We start from the raw sequence: 14,274 nt of genomic DNA, 5'->3' as shown, positions 1-14,274 counted from the left end.
GACCACCCTCGCCGAGGGCGTCCGCTTCGAGCGGCGGCTCTTCCACGCCGTCTTCGCCACCGCCGACCAGAAGGAGGGCATGGCGGCGTTCGCCGAGAAGCGGCCGGCGTCGTTCACCCACCGCTGACAACTGACGACCGCCGCCACCCACCGCCACCACCCATCGCCGGCACCCGGGCCGAGGCGCGCCGTGGTGCGGCGCCCCGGCCGCGGGGCGCCGCACCACGGGGCCGTCGGCCCGTCGAGCGGCGCCCGGGCCCTTCCGGGGGTAGGTCGCCGACGACCTGCCCGGATGCGCTGTGATGTGACGCACGGACCCTTGACCCGGCCTTTCGGGCGTCGCCATGATGGGCCGTCATGTTCTGACTCCGCCGTCGGGGGAAGTCCGGTTCGAATCCGGCGCTGACCCGCAACGGTAGGCCGCCGACGGCTGTCGGCGGCGAGCCCGAGTACCCGGCGGCGGAGAGGTGTCCACTCCTCCCGTCGTGGTCTGCGGGCCGGAGCTCCGAGAGCTGTCCCCGGCCCCCCGCGGACGCTCTCCGGGCCCCTGCGTCCAGGCCCGGAAAGGCTCTCATGCCCGCGCTCCGCCGCACTCTCGGACTGCTCGCCATACCCGCGCTCGCCCTCGCCACCGCGCTCCCGGCGGTCACCGCCGCACACGCCACCCCCGCACAATCGTCCTCCCCGACCGTCCGTCCGGACGCCGCGGCGGCGGGCTGGCTGGCCCGCCAGCTGGTGGACGGGGACCACTTCGAGTCGGTGTTCGACGGCACCGCCTACCCCGACCAGGGCCTGACCATCGACGCCGTGCTCGCCTTCGCCGCCTCCCGCAGCTCCGACCAGGCCGCCGCGAAGGCCACCGCCTGGCTGGCGAGGCCCGACGTCATCGGCGGCTACCTCGGCGACGGCACCACCGAGGCGTACGCCGGGGCGACGGCCAAGCTGCTGCTCGCCGTCGAGGTCCGTGGCGAGAACCCGACCGCCTTCGGCGGCGTCGACCTCCCCGCCCGGCTCCGCTCGCTCCAGAGCCCGAGCGGCCGCTTCTCCGACCGGTCCCAGTGGGGTGACTACAGCAACGCGCTCGGCCAGTCGCTCGCGCTGATCGCGCTCAAGCGCACGCCCGGTGGTGCTCCGTCCGCCGCCGTCGACTTCCTCGCCGACAGTCAGTGCGCCGACGGCGGTTTCCCGGTCTCCTTCGGCCAGGCCACCTGCGCGAGCGACGCCGACGCCACCGCGCTGGCCGTCCAGGCCCTCGCCGCGACCGGCCGCACCGCGAAGGCGAACGCCGGGCTCGGGTGGCTGACCGGCCACCAGAACGCCGACGGGGGCTTCGCGGCGGCCGGAGCGACCACGTCCAACGCCAACACCACCGGCCTCGCCACCCAGGCCCTGTTCTCCGGTGGCCGCTTCGGCGCCGGCCTCAAGGGCTGGAGCAGCCTGGTCAAGCTCCAGCAGGGCTGCTCGGCCGCCCCCGCCGTCCGGGGGGCGGTCGCCTACGACGCGACCGGCTTCAACCCGGGCAACGGCGCGCGGGCGACCGCCCAGGCCGTGCTCGGCCTGGCCGGCACGCCGCTGGCCACGCTCTCGGCCGCCGGCGCGCGTCCGGCTCCGCCCACCCTGGCCTGCCCGGCACCGGCCACCCACTGACCGTCCGCGACCACCCGAGGAGCACTTCGATGATCGACACTCCCACCCGGACCCGACCGGTCCGCCGGACGCTCGGCTCGGCCGCCGCCGCGGCGGCCCTCACCGCCGGGCTGCTCGGTGCCTCCGCCGTCCACGCTCCGCAGGCCCGGGCGGCCGCCTGCACCGGCACCACCGGCGTGACCGTGGTCGTCGACTTCACCGCAGTCGGTGGCGGCATCCAGACCGGCTGCGCGCTCGGCGACCCGGCCAGCGGGCTCGCCGCGATCACCGGCGCCGGGTTCTCCTACTCCTTCCACCCGCGCTTCCCCGGCTTCGTCTGCAAGATCAACTCTCTGCCGACGACCTGCACCAACCCGACCGGCAGCGCCTACTGGTCGTACTGGCACGCGCCGCACGGCGGCCCCTGGTCGTACAGCAGCCTGGGCGCGGGCAGCTACGACCCGGCGCCCGGCGAGGTCGAGGGCTGGTCCTTCGGCGCGGGTGCCCAGCCGGGCATCACCGCTCCCTGACGCCGACACGCCGACACGCCGACACACCGGCGCCCCGGTCTCCGTCGCGGAGGACCGGGGCGCCGGTATGCCGGGGGTGTGGTCAGGCCGTCCGGTGCGGGTGGAACCCGCGGCCGGTCTTGCGGCCGAGCAGGCCGGCCTCGACCATGCGGGACAGCAGCGGCGGGGGAGCGTAGAGCGGCTCCTTGTACTCGGCGTACAGCGATTCGGCGATGGCCTGCACGGTGTCGAGCCCGATCAGGTCGGCGAGGCGGAGCGGGCCCATGGGGTGGGCGCAGCCGTGGACCATGCCGTCGTCGATGTCCTGCGCCGTGGCGTGCCCCGCCTCGGCCATCCGGATCGCGGACAGCAGATAGGGGACGAGCAGGGCGTTGACCACGAAGCCGGCCCGGTCGCGGGAGCGGACGACGTGCTTGCCCAGCACGTCCTTGGCGAAGGTCTCCACCCGGTCGAGCACGGTGTGGTCGGTGTGCAGCGAGGAGACCAGCTCCACCAGCGGCATCACCGGGGCGGGGTTGAAGAAGTGCAGACCGAGCACCTGCGAGGCGCGGCCGGTGGCGATCCCGAGCCGGGTGACGGGGATGGCCGAGGTGTTGGTGGCCAGGACGGCGTCCTCGTCGGCGAGCACCTTGTCCAGGGTGCCGAGGACCTCGGTCTTGACCCGCTCGTCCTCCACGACGGCCTCGACCACGAGTTGACGGTCGGCCAGCGCCTCCAGGTCGTCGGCGAAGAGCAGGTGGGCCCAGGCGTCGGTGTGCTGCTGCTCGCTGATCCGGCCGCGGTCGACGGCCCGGTGCAGTGACCGGTCGATCCGGCCGCGGGCGGCGCGCAGGGCGCGCTGGTCGGCCTCGCACACGACGGTGTCGAGCCCGGCTCGGGCGAAGACCTCGGCGATGCCGGCGCCCATCTGCCCGGCGCCGACCACGGCGACACGACGGATGTCGTTCATACGGGTGCTCCCTTCGGGGGCGGTGCGGGTCGGAGCGGGGGTCAGGCGGCCGGTGCGGTGGTGCGTACGAGGTGCCGGCCGTAGGCCGCGGTGGTGAGGAACGCGGGCAGCTCCGCACCGAGGGCGGTCTCCTCCAGGATCCGCACCGCGTCGTCGACCGGGCCCCGGTCCGCGCCCTCGGTGAGCAGCGCGGCCCGCTCCCGGTCGATCAGCCGGCGCACCAGGTCCGGGGTGGCGAGGGATCCGCCGGTGAGGCGCGCGCAGTGGTGCTGCCACTGCCAGATCTGGCAGCGGGCGATCTCGGCGGTGGCGACGTCCTCCATCAGCCCGAAGACGGCGACCGCGCCGGACCCGTTCAGCCAGGCGACGAGGTAGCGCAGGGCGACGGCGACGTTGGAGCGCAGGCCCTGTTCCGTCGGGAGGCCGACGGCGAGCCGGTGGACGGCGAGCAGGTCGGCGGCAGTGACCTCCACGTCCTCCCTGGTCCGGTCGAGCTGGTTCGGCCGGTCACCGAGCACGGCGTCGAAGGCGGTGCGGCAGGTGGCGACCAGGGCGGGGTGGGCGACCCAGGAGCCGTCGAAGCCGTCGCCGGCCTCGCGTTCCTTGTCGGCCCGGACCCTGGTCAGGGCCGCCTCGTTGGCGGCGGGGTCGCGCCGGGGGACGGCGGCGGCCATGCCGCCGATCGCGTGGGCGCCGCGCCGGTGGCAGGTGCGCACGAGCAGCTCGGTGTAGGCGCGCAGGAAGGGCTGCGTCATCGTCAGGGACGCGCGGTCGGGCAGGACGAACCTCGGGCCGTGGTGGGCGAAGTTCTTGATCAGGCTGAACAGGTAGTCCCAGCGGCCGGCGTTGAGCCCGGCGGCGTGCTCGCGCAGCTCGTAGAGGATCTCGTCCATCTCGAACGCGGCGGTGACGGTCTCGATCAGGACGGTGGCCCGGACGGTGCCGTGCGGGATGCCCAACTCGGCCTGGGCGAAGGTGAAGACGTCGTTCCACAGCCGCGCCTCCAGGTGGTTCTCCAGCTTCGGCAGGTAGAAGTACGGGCCGCTGCCGCGCTCGATCTGGCGCCGGCCGCAGTGGAAGAGGTAGAGGCCGAAGTCGACCAGGGCGGCGACGGCCGGGCGGCCGTCGATCAGCAGGTGCTGCTCGTCCAGGTGCCAGCCCCGGGGGCGGACCACGATGGTGGCGGGCGTGTCGCCGATGCGGTAGCGCCTGCCCTCCGGGGTGGTGTCGTCGATCCGGCGCTCGATCGCGTCGACCAGGTTGAGCTGGCCGGAGACGAGGTTGTGCCAGGTGGGGGAGGTGGCGTCCTCGAAGTCGGCGAGCCAGACCCGGGCACCGGAGTTGAGGGCGTTGACGGTCATCCGGCGCTCGGGCGGGCCGGTGATCTCCACCCGGCGGTCGTCCAGTCCGGGCCCGGCGCCGACGACCCGCCAGGACGCGTCCTCGCGGACGGCGCGGGTCTCCGGGAGGAAGTCCAGGCTGCCACCCGCCGCCAGGGCGGCGGCGCGGCGGCCGCGCTCGGCGAGCAGGTTCGTTCGGCGGTCGGCGAAGGCCGCGTGCAGACCGGCCACGAAGCGCAGGGCGTCGGGGGTGAGGATCTCCTCGAAGCGGTCCTCGTGTGCGCCGAGGATCTCGATGTGGCTGGGCAGGCTCATCCGGTTCTCCAGAAAGCAGGTGGGCGGGGCCCGGGGCCTCGTCCCTCAACGGGGCCCCGGGCGGGGTGGGCGGCGGCCGGGGAGCTTCCCCCGCTCCGGTGGTGCCGGCCGCCGGGGACGGCTCAGTGAAACTGCTCGGCCTCGGTGGAACCGGTCAGGGCGAGCGTCTCGGCGTTCGGGTTGAGGGCGGTGGAGACCAGGTCGAAGTAGCCGGTGCCGACCTCGCGCTGGTGTTTCACCGCCGTGTAGCCGTCCGGCACGGCGGCGAACTCGGCCTCCTGGAGGTCGACGTACGCGGTCATGCCGTGCTCGGCGTAGCCGCGGGCGAGCTGGAACATCGAGTGGTTGAGCGCGTGGAAGCCGGCCAGGGTGATGAACTGGAAGCGGTAGCCCATCGCGCCCAGTTCGCGCTGGAACTTGGCGATCTGATCGTCGTCCAGCGAGGCCTTCCAGTTGAAGGACGGCGAGCAGTTGTAGGCCAGCATCTTGTCGGGGTGCTCGGCCTTGACCGCCTCGGCGAACTCGCGGGCCTGGGCGAGGTCCGGGGTACCGGTCTCGACCCAGAGCAGGTCGGCGTACGGGGCGAAGGCCAGACCGCGGGAGATCACCGGGGCCATGCCGGGCTCCACCCGGTAGAAGCCCTCGGCCGTGCGCTCGCCGGTGCAGAACCGGGCGTCGCGCTCGTCGACGTCGGTGGTCAGCAGGTTGGCGGCGAGCGCGTCGGTGCGGGCCACGATCACGGTCGGCACGTCGGCGATGTCGGCCGCGAGGCGGGCGGAGTTGAGGGTGCGGACGTGCTGGGCGGTCGGGACGAGCACCTTGCCGCCCAGGTGGCCGCACTTCTTCTCGGAGGCGAGCTGGTCCTCGTAGTGGATGCCCGCGGCGCCGGCCGCGATCATGCCCTTGGTGAGCTCGAAGGCGTTGAGCGGGCCGCCGAACCCGGCCTCGGCGTCGGCGACGATCGGTACCAGCCAGTCCGGGCCGTCGTTCCCTTCCGCCGCGTCGATCTCGTCGGCCCGCAGCAGCGCGTTGTTGATCCGGCGCACCACCTGCGGCACCGAGTTGGCGGGGTAGAGGCTCTGGTCGGGGTAGGTCTGCCCGGCCTGGTTGGCGTCGGCGGCCACCTGCCAGCCCGACAGGTAGATCGCCCGGAGGCCGGCCTTCACCATCTGCACGGCCTGACCACCCGTCAGCGCGCCCAGCGCGTGGAGGTAGTCCTGCTCGTGCAGCTGCCGCCAGAGCCGCTCGGCCCCGCGCCGGGCCAGCGTGTGCTCCTCCCGGACGGTGCCGGACAGCCGCACCACGTCCGCCGCCGTGTAGCTGCGCTCGACGCCCGCCCATCGCGGGTCGGACGCCCACCGGGCGGCCAGCTCCGCCGCCTGCTGCTCCTGCTGCTGCCGAACCGACTGGGTCATGATCCGCTCCCGGGGTGCTCGTTGCGAAGGATGTGAGGCGTCTCACCTCGCGATGGAAGGCGCGGCCGGGGCGCTGGGCGGGCGGCGTCGGCCGCCCGGACGTCGGTGCCCCCAAGCCCCCGCCTCCAGGCCGAAGGAACCTGGAGGATCAGGGTGTTCGTGGTGCGCCTGCCGGCCGCAGCACCGACTCTGGCACTCCCGGTGCCCGCCGTCACCGCTGGAGCGGGGCCAACTTCTGCGAAGCGCACCCTGTGAATCTGCGAAGGATGCGAAGGCTTCGCAGGCGAGCCGGGGGCTATGCTGCGGGCACCGGACAGGCCGGTGGCGAGGGGAGGAACCGCGTGGGAAAGACCTTCGCCGGCGCTCGGCTGCGCCGGCTGCGCGAGGACCGGGGGCTCAGCCAGGCCGCCCTCGCCCGGCTGATCGAACTGTCGCCCAGCTACCTCAACCAGCTGGAGCACGACGCCCGCCCGCTCACCGTCCCGGTGCTGCTCAGGCTCACCGAGGCCTTCGGCGTCGACGCGGGCTACTTCGCCCCGCCCGACACCGCGCGGCTCACCGCCGACCTGCGGGACGCCCTCGGTGAGGAACTCACCGCAGGCCGCCTCACTCCGGGCGACCTCGACGACCTCGCCGCCCGGCTGCCCGCCGTCGCCCGGGTCCTGACGGACCTGGGGCGTGGCCGCCGTGCCGCCGCCGAGCAGCTCGCCCTCCTGGTCGGGGAGCGCGGTCCGACCGTCGACACCGCCCGTACCCCGCACGAGCAGGTCCGCGAGTTCTTCTACCGCCGCCGGAACTACGTTCACGAACTCGACCTTGCCGCCGAGGAGTTGGCGATCGCGATCGGTCTGAGGCGCGGCGGGGTCAGGACGGTGCTGGCCGAGCGGCTCGCGACCGGGCACCACGTCCGGCTGGCCACCGGGGGAGAACGGCTCCACGCGTACGATCCGGGCACCCGGGTGCTGCGCCTGTCCGACCGGCTCCGTCCGGGCCAGCAGGCGTTCCGGATGGCGACCCAGCTGGCCTACCTGGAGCACGGCGGCCTGCTCGGCGAGCTCGCCGCCCAGGAGAGCCCCGAGGGTTCGGCCGCCCGGGCGCTGACGCGGATCGGCCTGGCCAACTACTTCGCGGCCGCCCTCGTACTGCCCTACCGCGCCTTCCACGCCGAGGCGGAGGCGGCCCGGTACGACATCGAGCACCTCGCCGACCACTTCGGCCTGGGCTACGAGACCGTCTGTCACCGCCTCAGCACCCTCCAGCGGCCGGGACTGCGCGGGGTGCCGTTCTCCTTCGTCCGGGTCGACCGCGCCGGGAACGTCTCCAAGCGGCAGTCCGCCACCGACTTCCACTTCTCGCGCACCGGCGGTACCTGCCCGCTCTGGAACGTCTACGAGACCTTCGCCGCCCCCGGCCGCGTCCACGTCCAGGTCGCCGGCATGCCGGACGGACGGCGCTACCTGTGGACCGCCCGCGCGGTCACCCGTTCACCCGGGGGCTGGGGCCGCCCGGGCAAGACCTTCGCGATCGGGCTCGGCTGCGAACTCCGCCACGCCCACCGGCTGGTGTACTCCGCCGGCCTCGACCTGGGCGACGAGGGCGCGGCCACCCCGATCGGCCTCGGGTGCAAGGTGTGCGAACGCCCCGCCTGTCCGCAGCGTTCCGCGCCCGCCGTCGGCGTCCCGCTGGTGATCGACGAGCACACCAGCACGTTCGTGCCGTATCCCGCCCGCGCCGAACCGGAGGGGCGGGCGGCCGACGCCTGAGGGCGGCCCGGGGTGCGGTGGCCGGGCGCGGGGAGCCCGCGCCCGGCCACCGCGCCCGGCCGGGGGCCGGCCGCAGGTCAGCTGCCGTAGCGCAGTGACACGGTGTCGCCGACGTGGACGACGGTGGCCCGGGCGGCGCCGGTGGCGGCGGCACCGTCCAGGCTCACCTTCCAGGTCGACGCGCCGCTGTTGGCGGTGCCGTTGACCGCGGTGATCGTGCCGCTGCCGGTGGACGGCGTGACCGACGTGACGCAGCCGCTCGGTGTGGCGGTCGCGGCGGCGTCGAGGACGGCGCCCAGGGTGGTGGTGGCGCCGGTCGGGGTGAGGGTGACGGCGCAGACCTTCAGCGGGGCGGTGCCGCTGTCCACGACGAGGGCGAGCCGGGCGGCGGTGCCGGAGGTGAAGCCGGTGGTGGCGGCCCAGGCGGGCTCACCGGCCGCGGTCGGCGCGGGCGGGGTGGCGGTGAACCCGCCGCCGGCCACGGCGCGCAGGCCGTCCACGGAGGCGTAGGGGGACGGGGTGGTGTCGGTGGGCAGGTACTTGAAGCCGCCGCCGGGCTTGAACTGCTGGGCGATCAGGAAGTCGATCGGGGTCTTGCCGCTGCCGCTGGTGAAGTCGACGCCCTGCGGGTTGATCCCGCAGGCGTTGAGGCCGGACACGGCCCAGCCGTTGGAGTCGGTGTTGGCGCCCCACATCGAGTTGAAGGCGCCGGAGGCGACGAGCTTGCCCTTCAGGAAGTTCTTGGCCGCGACGACGGCGGAGTCGGTGTTGGGGACGCCGCCGCTGCACAGCGAGGCCATGGCGGCGCCGGTCATGTCGATGTCGCTGCCCTGGCCGAGCGCGACGGGGTCGCCGGCGGCCTTGCTGTAGTTCCAGCCGCCGTCGGTGTGCTGGTTGGCGCGCACGGTCGCGACCGAGGCGTCCAGCAGGGCCTGCGGGACGCGCTGCCCGCCGCCCTGGGTCCTGGCGCCGCCGAGGGCGAGCAGCCCGAAGACCGTGCCGTTGAAGTTGGCGGAGGGGCCGTAGTAGCCGGGCTCGGCGGTCTGCCAGTAGGCGACCAGGTCCGCGACGAGGTTGCGGCCCGGCCCGACGCGCGCGGGGTCGATCCCCGCGGCGTACGCGTTGAGGGCGCCGCGCTCGTAGTCGGTGACGACCGGCGAGGCGCCCGGCCAGGTGGCGGCGGCGAGCTGGTTGCGGTAGACGAGCCGGGCGTTCTTGGTGGCGTCGCCCCCGGGGGTCACGTCCGCCGCGGCCGTACCGGCGGCGGCCAGCGCGCTGAACGCCCACTCGTTGGAGAGCCCGCCGCCGGTGACGTAGCTCCCGTCCGCGGCCTGGAGGGACTTCAGGTAGGTGACGCCGGTGCTCTTCGAGGTGGCTATCTGGGCCGGGGTCGCGGTCGCGTGGGCGGGGACGGCCGACAGCACGAGGGCGCCGGCGGCCAGCGAGACGGTCACCGCGGAGGCGGCGCGTGAGGAGGCGAAGCGCGAGGAGGCGGGAACGGGCACGGAACGGCTCCTTGGTGTGGCGGGCGCCGATCCGGCCCCGGCCCCGGTGCCCGGTCGGGCGCGCGGCGGCTGGGGCGGCCGCCGCCCGGATCGCGTGGGCTGGCTTTCGCTGATGCTGCGCGGCCGGGCGGGCATTCGGGCTCGGGCCGGCACGGTCACCGCCCCACACCGCTGCGCGTCAGCCCCGGATTCACACCGGATTCCCCCGCTCGGCCACCGCGGACGCTACCGCACCGGCGGGGCAGTCACGAGGTGGGGAAGGAGACATGACGCTTCGTTGACGCCGACTCCGCGAGCATGGTCTGATGAAATGCTTTTTCATCCTCGGCAGTCAGGGGAAGCCGGTCCGATTCCGGCGCTGACCCGCAACCGTAGACCCGCCCCACCCCGGGCTGGTGAGCCGGAATGCCTGCGCCGGGGCCTTGTTCCAGGAGTGCTTGCGTCGTCGTGGACTACGACGCGGTCAGAACGGCCCCGCGCGAAGGAGGCCGTCGGCTGCGTTGTGGCATCCCGACGACTGATCAGGGAGTCGCCGGTGAGGGCCAGCAGCAGTCGTACGAGTCACAGAGCCCGGGGGGTCACGTCCCTGGTGGCCACCGGTGCCGTCGCGATCGCCGCAGGCGGCACGGTCCTGCTCGGACACCCCGGCAGGGCCGCCGCGGACCCGATCGAGGAGTGCACCGCCACCACCGGAGCGATCGTCGCCGTCGACTTCGGCCACTGGGGCGGCGGAGTCGTCCGCGGCTGCGACGCCCACCCCACGACCGGGATGAACCTGCTGCACAACGCGGGCTTCACCACCACCGGCACCGAGCACGACGGCCCCGCCTTCATCTGCCGGCTCGGTAACGGCGCCTTCGGCAACGGCACCCAGTACCCCACCGCCGCCGAGGAACCCTGCGTCAACACCCCCCAGGCGACGGCGTACTGGTCCTACTGGATCGCCGAGCCCGGCCAGGCGACCTGGTCCTACAGCCGCTACGGCGCCGGCACGCAGAAGCCCAAGCCCGGCGAGGTCGAGGCCTGGGTGTACGGCGGCACCGACATCGGCGGGACGAGCGGAGCGCCCTCCTTCACCCCGGACTCCGTCCGGGCCAGGAACACCGGTCCGTCGCCGTCCGCCTCCGCGTCGCCGTCGGTGTCCCCGAGCCCGACCCTCCCACCGCCCGCGGGAGACCCCGCCGCCGCGGCGGCCTGGCTGGCGGGCCGCCTCGTCAACGGCGAGTACATGGGGAACTGGGCCTTCGAGGGGGCCGACTTCCCCCGGACCGCCCTCACCGCGACAGCCCTGGCCGCCGCCGGTACCCAGGACCCGGCTCTGCGCAAGGTCGTCGCCTACCTCGCCGCCCACACCGACGCCTTCCTGTACCCGGACGGGCCGAGCGGCAAGCCCGATTCCAAGGCCGCCGCGCTGCTGGCCCTGGTCGCCGCGAGCACCGACGGCAACCCCCGGGACTTCGGCGGCCGCGACCTGATCGCCGCGCTCACCGACCACGTGTGCGTCGCGGCCGGCGAGAACGGGGAGTGCACCGCGGCCGGGGACTTCCACGGTGCGGCCTCGCCCTGGGTGCAGGCGTGGGCCGTGATCGCCCTGCAGCGCGCCGGGGTCACGCCGCCCGCCGCGACGCTCGCCCGCTTCACGGTCCTGCAGTGCGCCGACGGAGGCATCGCCGGCTCGATGATCGTGGCCGGCGGCCACTGTGAGTCCGACCCGGTGGCCACCGGCCTCGCCGTCCTCGCCCTGCGCCCGGCGGCCGGCTTCGAGCCCACCGCGAAGAAGGCCGCGGACCAACTCGCCGCGAGCCAGCAGCCCGACGGCTCCTACGCCCCCTACGTCGGCGCCGCCGGCGACACCACGAGCACCGCCGCCGCGGCCCAGACGCTGAAGGCCGTCGGACAGGGGGCCAAGCAGGCCACCGCCATGGCCTGGCTCGCCGCCCGCCAGGGCGAGGACGGCGGCTTCGGCCCCGACGAGTCGACCCCCGAGGCCGACGCGGCCGCCACCGAGCAGGCCGTCCTGGCCCTGACCGGAACCGATCTGACCACCGTCCGCCACAACCCGAACGGTGCCACCACCACCCCGCCGACCACGCCCGCCGGCCGGGCCCCCGACCTGGCCCGGGGCAGCTCCTACCTCACCGCCCCGGCCAACCTGATCGACGGCCACTACTACGAGGCGTTCCCGACCTTCGCGGACTTCGGCCTCACCATCGACGGCGCCTTCGCGCTCGCCGCCACGGGTGCGAACGACGCGGCCCTGCGCCGGATCGTCGACTTCCTCGACCAGCAGGGCACGGACCCCAACGGGCGCACCGTCAACGACTGGACCAGCATCGGCACCGAGTACGCGGGCGGCGGCTCGCTCGGCAAGGAGGCGCTGCTCGCCGAGGTCGTCGGCCGCAACCCGCGGGCCTTCGGCGGGCACGACCTGATCGCCGCCCTGGCCGCGGCCGTCTGCGCCAAGGCCGACGAGGCCACCGGCTGCGCCGGCCCCGGCAACTACACCTACGCCACGTCGGTCTTCTCCCAGGCTCTCGGCATCATGGCCCAGCTGCGCGCCGGGGACACCGCGAGCGCCACCTCGCCGGTCGCCTACCTGGAGAGCCTCCAGCACGCCGACGGCTCCTGGCCGAGCCTCATCCCCGCCACCGGCGACTCCGACGTGGACAGCACCGCGATGGCCGCCATGGCACTCGCGCTCGTCCCCGGGGACGAGGCCGCGCGGGCGGTCGACAAGGGACTGACCTGGCTGGCCGGGCGACAGCTGGCCGACGGGGGCTTCCCCGGCGCGGCCGGGAACTCCACCAACTCGGCCGCCCTCGCGGTCCAGGGCCTGACCCTGCGTCAGTCCACCTACGGCGCGCGGATCGCGAAGGCGCTCGACTTCCTCGCCGGGCAGCAGAACGGCGACGGGGGCTTCAACGTCGCCTCCGCCGGACAGCAGGGATCGGACGTGCGGGCCTCCACCCAGGCCGTGGGCGGCGCCACCGGGATCTCCTTCGGCACCCTGCGCCGCGACCTCGGCGGCACGCCGACACCCACCCCGACCGCGACGGCCACGCCGACCGGTACGCCGACGCCCACCGCCACGCCGACCCCGACCGCCACCGGCACCCCGACGCCCACGGCCACGGCCACGCCCACCGCGACATCGACCGTGACCGGCACGCCGTCGGGCACTTTGTCCGGTTCGCCGACGCCCACCGGTACTCCCGTGCCCACCGGCACGCCCACCGCCGTCACCACGCCTACCGGGGGCACGACCGCCCGACCCGGTGACTCGCTTCTCCCCGGCGGGGCAGGCGGTGCCGGCGGTGCCGGGGATCCGGTGCGAGGCGACGGCGCCCCGGTCGGCGGCGCACACGTCCGGACCGACACCGACACCGGCAGCCTGGCCGGGACCGGGACCGAGGCACTGGTGCTGACGACCGTCGCCGGCCTGCTGGCCGCCGTCGGCGCCGGAGCCGTCCTGGTCGCCCGTCGCCGGTCGGGCTCCACCCCGGGGCGTCACCGGTGATCCGGCGGATCGGCCGGATCCTCGGGGCCGCCACCGCGGCGCTCGCCCTCGCGATCGGTGGGCTCGGTGCGACCCCGGCCGCCGCGGCCCCGCTGCCGATCGAGCAGTGCACCACCGGCTCCGGCGTGGTGCTCGCGGTGGACCTCAGCAAGTGGGGCGGCCCGCTCCTGCGTTCCTGCGGGACCACCCCGACCACCGGGTACAGCCTGCTGAACCAGGGCGGCTGGAAGACCACCGGGACCGGGCACGACGGCCCGGCGTTCATCTGCCGGATCGGGTACAGCGGCTTCCAGGGCGGTAAGCAGTTCCCGCCCGCGGAGCAGGAGAAGTGTGTCCTGACGCCCCCGGCCTCGGCCTACTGGTCGTACTGGCACGCGGACCCGGGTCAGAACAGCTGGTCCTACAGCCAGCTCGGCGCGATGAGCTACCAGCCGAAGCCCGGCAGCGTCGACCTGTGGATCTTCGGCGGCACCAACATCGAGGGAACCGAAGGGCGCCCCACCTTCTCGCCGGACACCGTGCGGGCGCACAACACGGCGCCGGGCGGCGGTACGAACGCCACTCCCGAGCCGCCCGCGCCGACGACCGACCCCGGCACGGCCGGCGGCGGCTCGACAGGAGGCGGCACGGCCGGCACGGTGACCGGCGGTGGCAGCGGCGGCTCCTCCGGGGGCAGCGGGACCTCCGGCGGCGGGTCCTCCTCCGGTGGCTCCTCCTCGTCCGGGGGCTCTTCCTCGTCCGGGGGTACCACCTCGTCCGGAGGCGCCGCCTCGTCCGGCGGCGGCACGTCCTCCGGGGGTGCCGCCTCCTCCGGCAGCGGCGGCACCGCCACGGGCGGATCAGCAGGCAGCGCCGGCACGAGCGGCGGCGGCGCGAGCGGTGGTGGCGCGAGCGGTGGTGGCGCCGCCCCGAAGCGGCCGACCACGGGCGCGCCCCCGACCGGCACGTCCGGCGGCTCCGACCGGTCCGGGCCGACGGCTCCGGCGCCCGTGGCCCCCGCACCGGCCACGCCGGCCCCGGACTCCACGGAGTCCGCACCCCCGGCAGCCGAGGGCGCCGAGACTCCCGCCCCGGCCCCGTCGGAGACCCGGGCAGCCGACGGGACCGGGCCCGCGACGCCCACCGCCACCCCGGTCCCGTCGGCGCCCGTGAACGCCGCGGGCCCGCCGGTGATGAACGCGGCACCGGTCGCCGACGCCCCGCACGACACCGGATCGATGGTCCCCGCCGTGGTCGCGGTCGTCCTCGTGGTGCTGCTGGGCGGGGCCACCGTGGTCGCCGCGCGCCGCCGCCGACGGGCCGAGTGATCAGGTG

General features: G+C 75.0%; 10 protein-coding genes and 3 riboswitches. Of the genes, 6 read left to right on the top strand and 4 right to left on the bottom strand.

Annotated features, from left to right (window positions below; all coding sequences use genetic code 11):
• The 3 genes from PUR61_RS29400 to PUR61_RS29390 all read left to right on the top strand — a co-directional run.
• Positions 1-127 (top strand): enoyl-CoA hydratase-related protein (locus tag PUR61_RS29400; RefSeq protein ID WP_329879084.1); only part of this gene is annotated, 127 nt, incomplete at its 5' end.
• A 228-nt stretch (positions 128-355) separates the two neighbouring features.
• Positions 356-475, top strand: a riboswitch (cobalamin riboswitch).
• 98 nt (positions 476-573) lie between these two features.
• The gene (locus PUR61_RS29395; protein WP_329882520.1) at positions 574-1,647 is read left to right on the top strand and encodes a prenyltransferase/squalene oxidase repeat-containing protein; all 1,074 of its coding nucleotides are present in this window, start codon (positions 574-576) and stop codon (positions 1,645-1,647) included.
• A 29-nt stretch (positions 1,648-1,676) separates the two neighbouring features.
• Complete coding sequence (locus PUR61_RS29390) at positions 1,677-2,156, top strand: flagellar hook-length control protein FliK (protein ID WP_329882519.1); 480 nt, start codon at positions 1,677-1,679, stop codon at positions 2,154-2,156.
• Positions 2,157-2,238: 82 nt separating this feature from the next.
• Here PUR61_RS29390 and PUR61_RS29385 read toward each other — a convergent pair whose 3' ends face one another.
• The 3 genes from PUR61_RS29385 to aceA all read right to left on the bottom strand — a co-directional run bounded on the left by PUR61_RS29385 (position 2,239) and on the right by aceA (position 6,175).
• A complete protein-coding gene (locus PUR61_RS29385) occupies positions 2,239-3,105 on the bottom strand; it encodes a 3-hydroxybutyryl-CoA dehydrogenase (protein ID WP_329882518.1) in 867 nt (288 codons plus the stop codon).
• A 41-nt stretch (positions 3,106-3,146) separates the two neighbouring features.
• On the bottom strand, positions 3,147-4,760 hold the full coding sequence (aceB, locus tag PUR61_RS29380; RefSeq protein ID WP_329882517.1) for a malate synthase A: 1,614 nt from the start codon (positions 4,758-4,760) through the stop codon (positions 3,147-3,149).
• A gap of 122 nt (positions 4,761-4,882) precedes the next feature.
• On the bottom strand, positions 4,883-6,175 hold the full coding sequence (gene aceA, locus PUR61_RS29375; protein WP_329882516.1) for an isocitrate lyase: 1,293 nt from the start codon (positions 6,173-6,175) through the stop codon (positions 4,883-4,885).
• 341 nt (positions 6,176-6,516) lie between these two features.
• Here aceA and PUR61_RS29370 point away from each other — a divergent pair, with 341 nt between their 5' ends.
• Positions 6,517-7,938, top strand: a complete 1,422-nt coding sequence (locus tag PUR61_RS29370) for a short-chain fatty acyl-CoA regulator family protein (protein ID WP_329882515.1) — start codon at positions 6,517-6,519, stop codon at positions 7,936-7,938.
• 77 nt (positions 7,939-8,015) lie between these two features.
• Here PUR61_RS29370 and PUR61_RS29365 read toward each other — a convergent pair whose 3' ends face one another.
• Positions 8,016-9,443, bottom strand: a complete 1,428-nt coding sequence (locus PUR61_RS29365; RefSeq protein ID WP_329882514.1) for a hypothetical protein — start codon at positions 9,441-9,443, stop codon at positions 8,016-8,018.
• A 129-nt stretch (positions 9,444-9,572) separates the two neighbouring features.
• Positions 9,573-9,649: riboswitch (cobalamin riboswitch) on the bottom strand.
• Between the two features lie 75 nt (positions 9,650-9,724).
• Positions 9,725-9,842: riboswitch (cobalamin riboswitch) on the top strand.
• A gap of 190 nt (positions 9,843-10,032) precedes the next feature.
• On the opposite strand from PUR61_RS29365, the gene PUR61_RS29360 reads away from it, so the two are divergent.
• Both PUR61_RS29360 and PUR61_RS45545 read left to right on the top strand, forming a co-directional pair.
• Complete coding sequence (locus PUR61_RS29360) at positions 10,033-12,960, top strand: prenyltransferase/squalene oxidase repeat-containing protein (protein ID WP_329882513.1); 2,928 nt, start codon at positions 10,033-10,035, stop codon at positions 12,958-12,960.
• Positions 12,957-14,267 carry a hypothetical protein gene (locus tag PUR61_RS45545; RefSeq protein WP_443035256.1) on the top strand — a complete coding sequence of 437 codons (1,311 nt, stop codon included), beginning with the start codon at positions 12,957-12,959 and terminating at the stop codon, positions 14,265-14,267. The genes PUR61_RS29360 and PUR61_RS45545 overlap by 4 nt, the downstream gene beginning before the upstream one ends.
• Positions 14,268-14,274: the final 7 nt, after the last annotated feature.

The sequence above is a fragment of the Streptomyces sp. BE20 genome, from assembly GCF_036322525.1.
In the GTDB taxonomy this organism is placed as follows: Bacteria; Actinomycetota; Actinomycetes; order Streptomycetales; family Streptomycetaceae; genus Kitasatospora.
The sequence above is the reverse complement of the archived record's forward strand: the minus strand, read 5'-3'. Positions and strand labels throughout refer to the sequence as shown.

What these genes read in the sequence shown, in the direction of transcription:
- PUR61_RS29395 (WP_329882520.1), top strand. Translation starts at nt 574, where the DNA reads ATGCCCGCGCTCCGCCGCACTCTCGGACTGCTCGCCATACCCGCGCTC.
- PUR61_RS29390 (WP_329882519.1), top strand. Translation starts at nt 1,677, where the DNA reads ATGATCGACACTCCCACCCGGACCCGACCGGTCCGCCGGACGCTCGGC.
- PUR61_RS29385 (WP_329882518.1), bottom strand. Translation starts at nt 3,105, where the DNA reads ATGAACGACATCCGTCGTGTCGCCGTGGTCGGCGCCGGGCAGATGGGC.
- aceB (WP_329882517.1), bottom strand. Translation starts at nt 4,760, where the DNA reads ATGAGCCTGCCCAGCCACATCGAGATCCTCGGCGCACACGAGGACCGC.
- aceA (WP_329882516.1), bottom strand. Translation starts at nt 6,175, where the DNA reads ATGACCCAGTCGGTTCGGCAGCAGCAGGAGCAGCAGGCGGCGGAGCTG.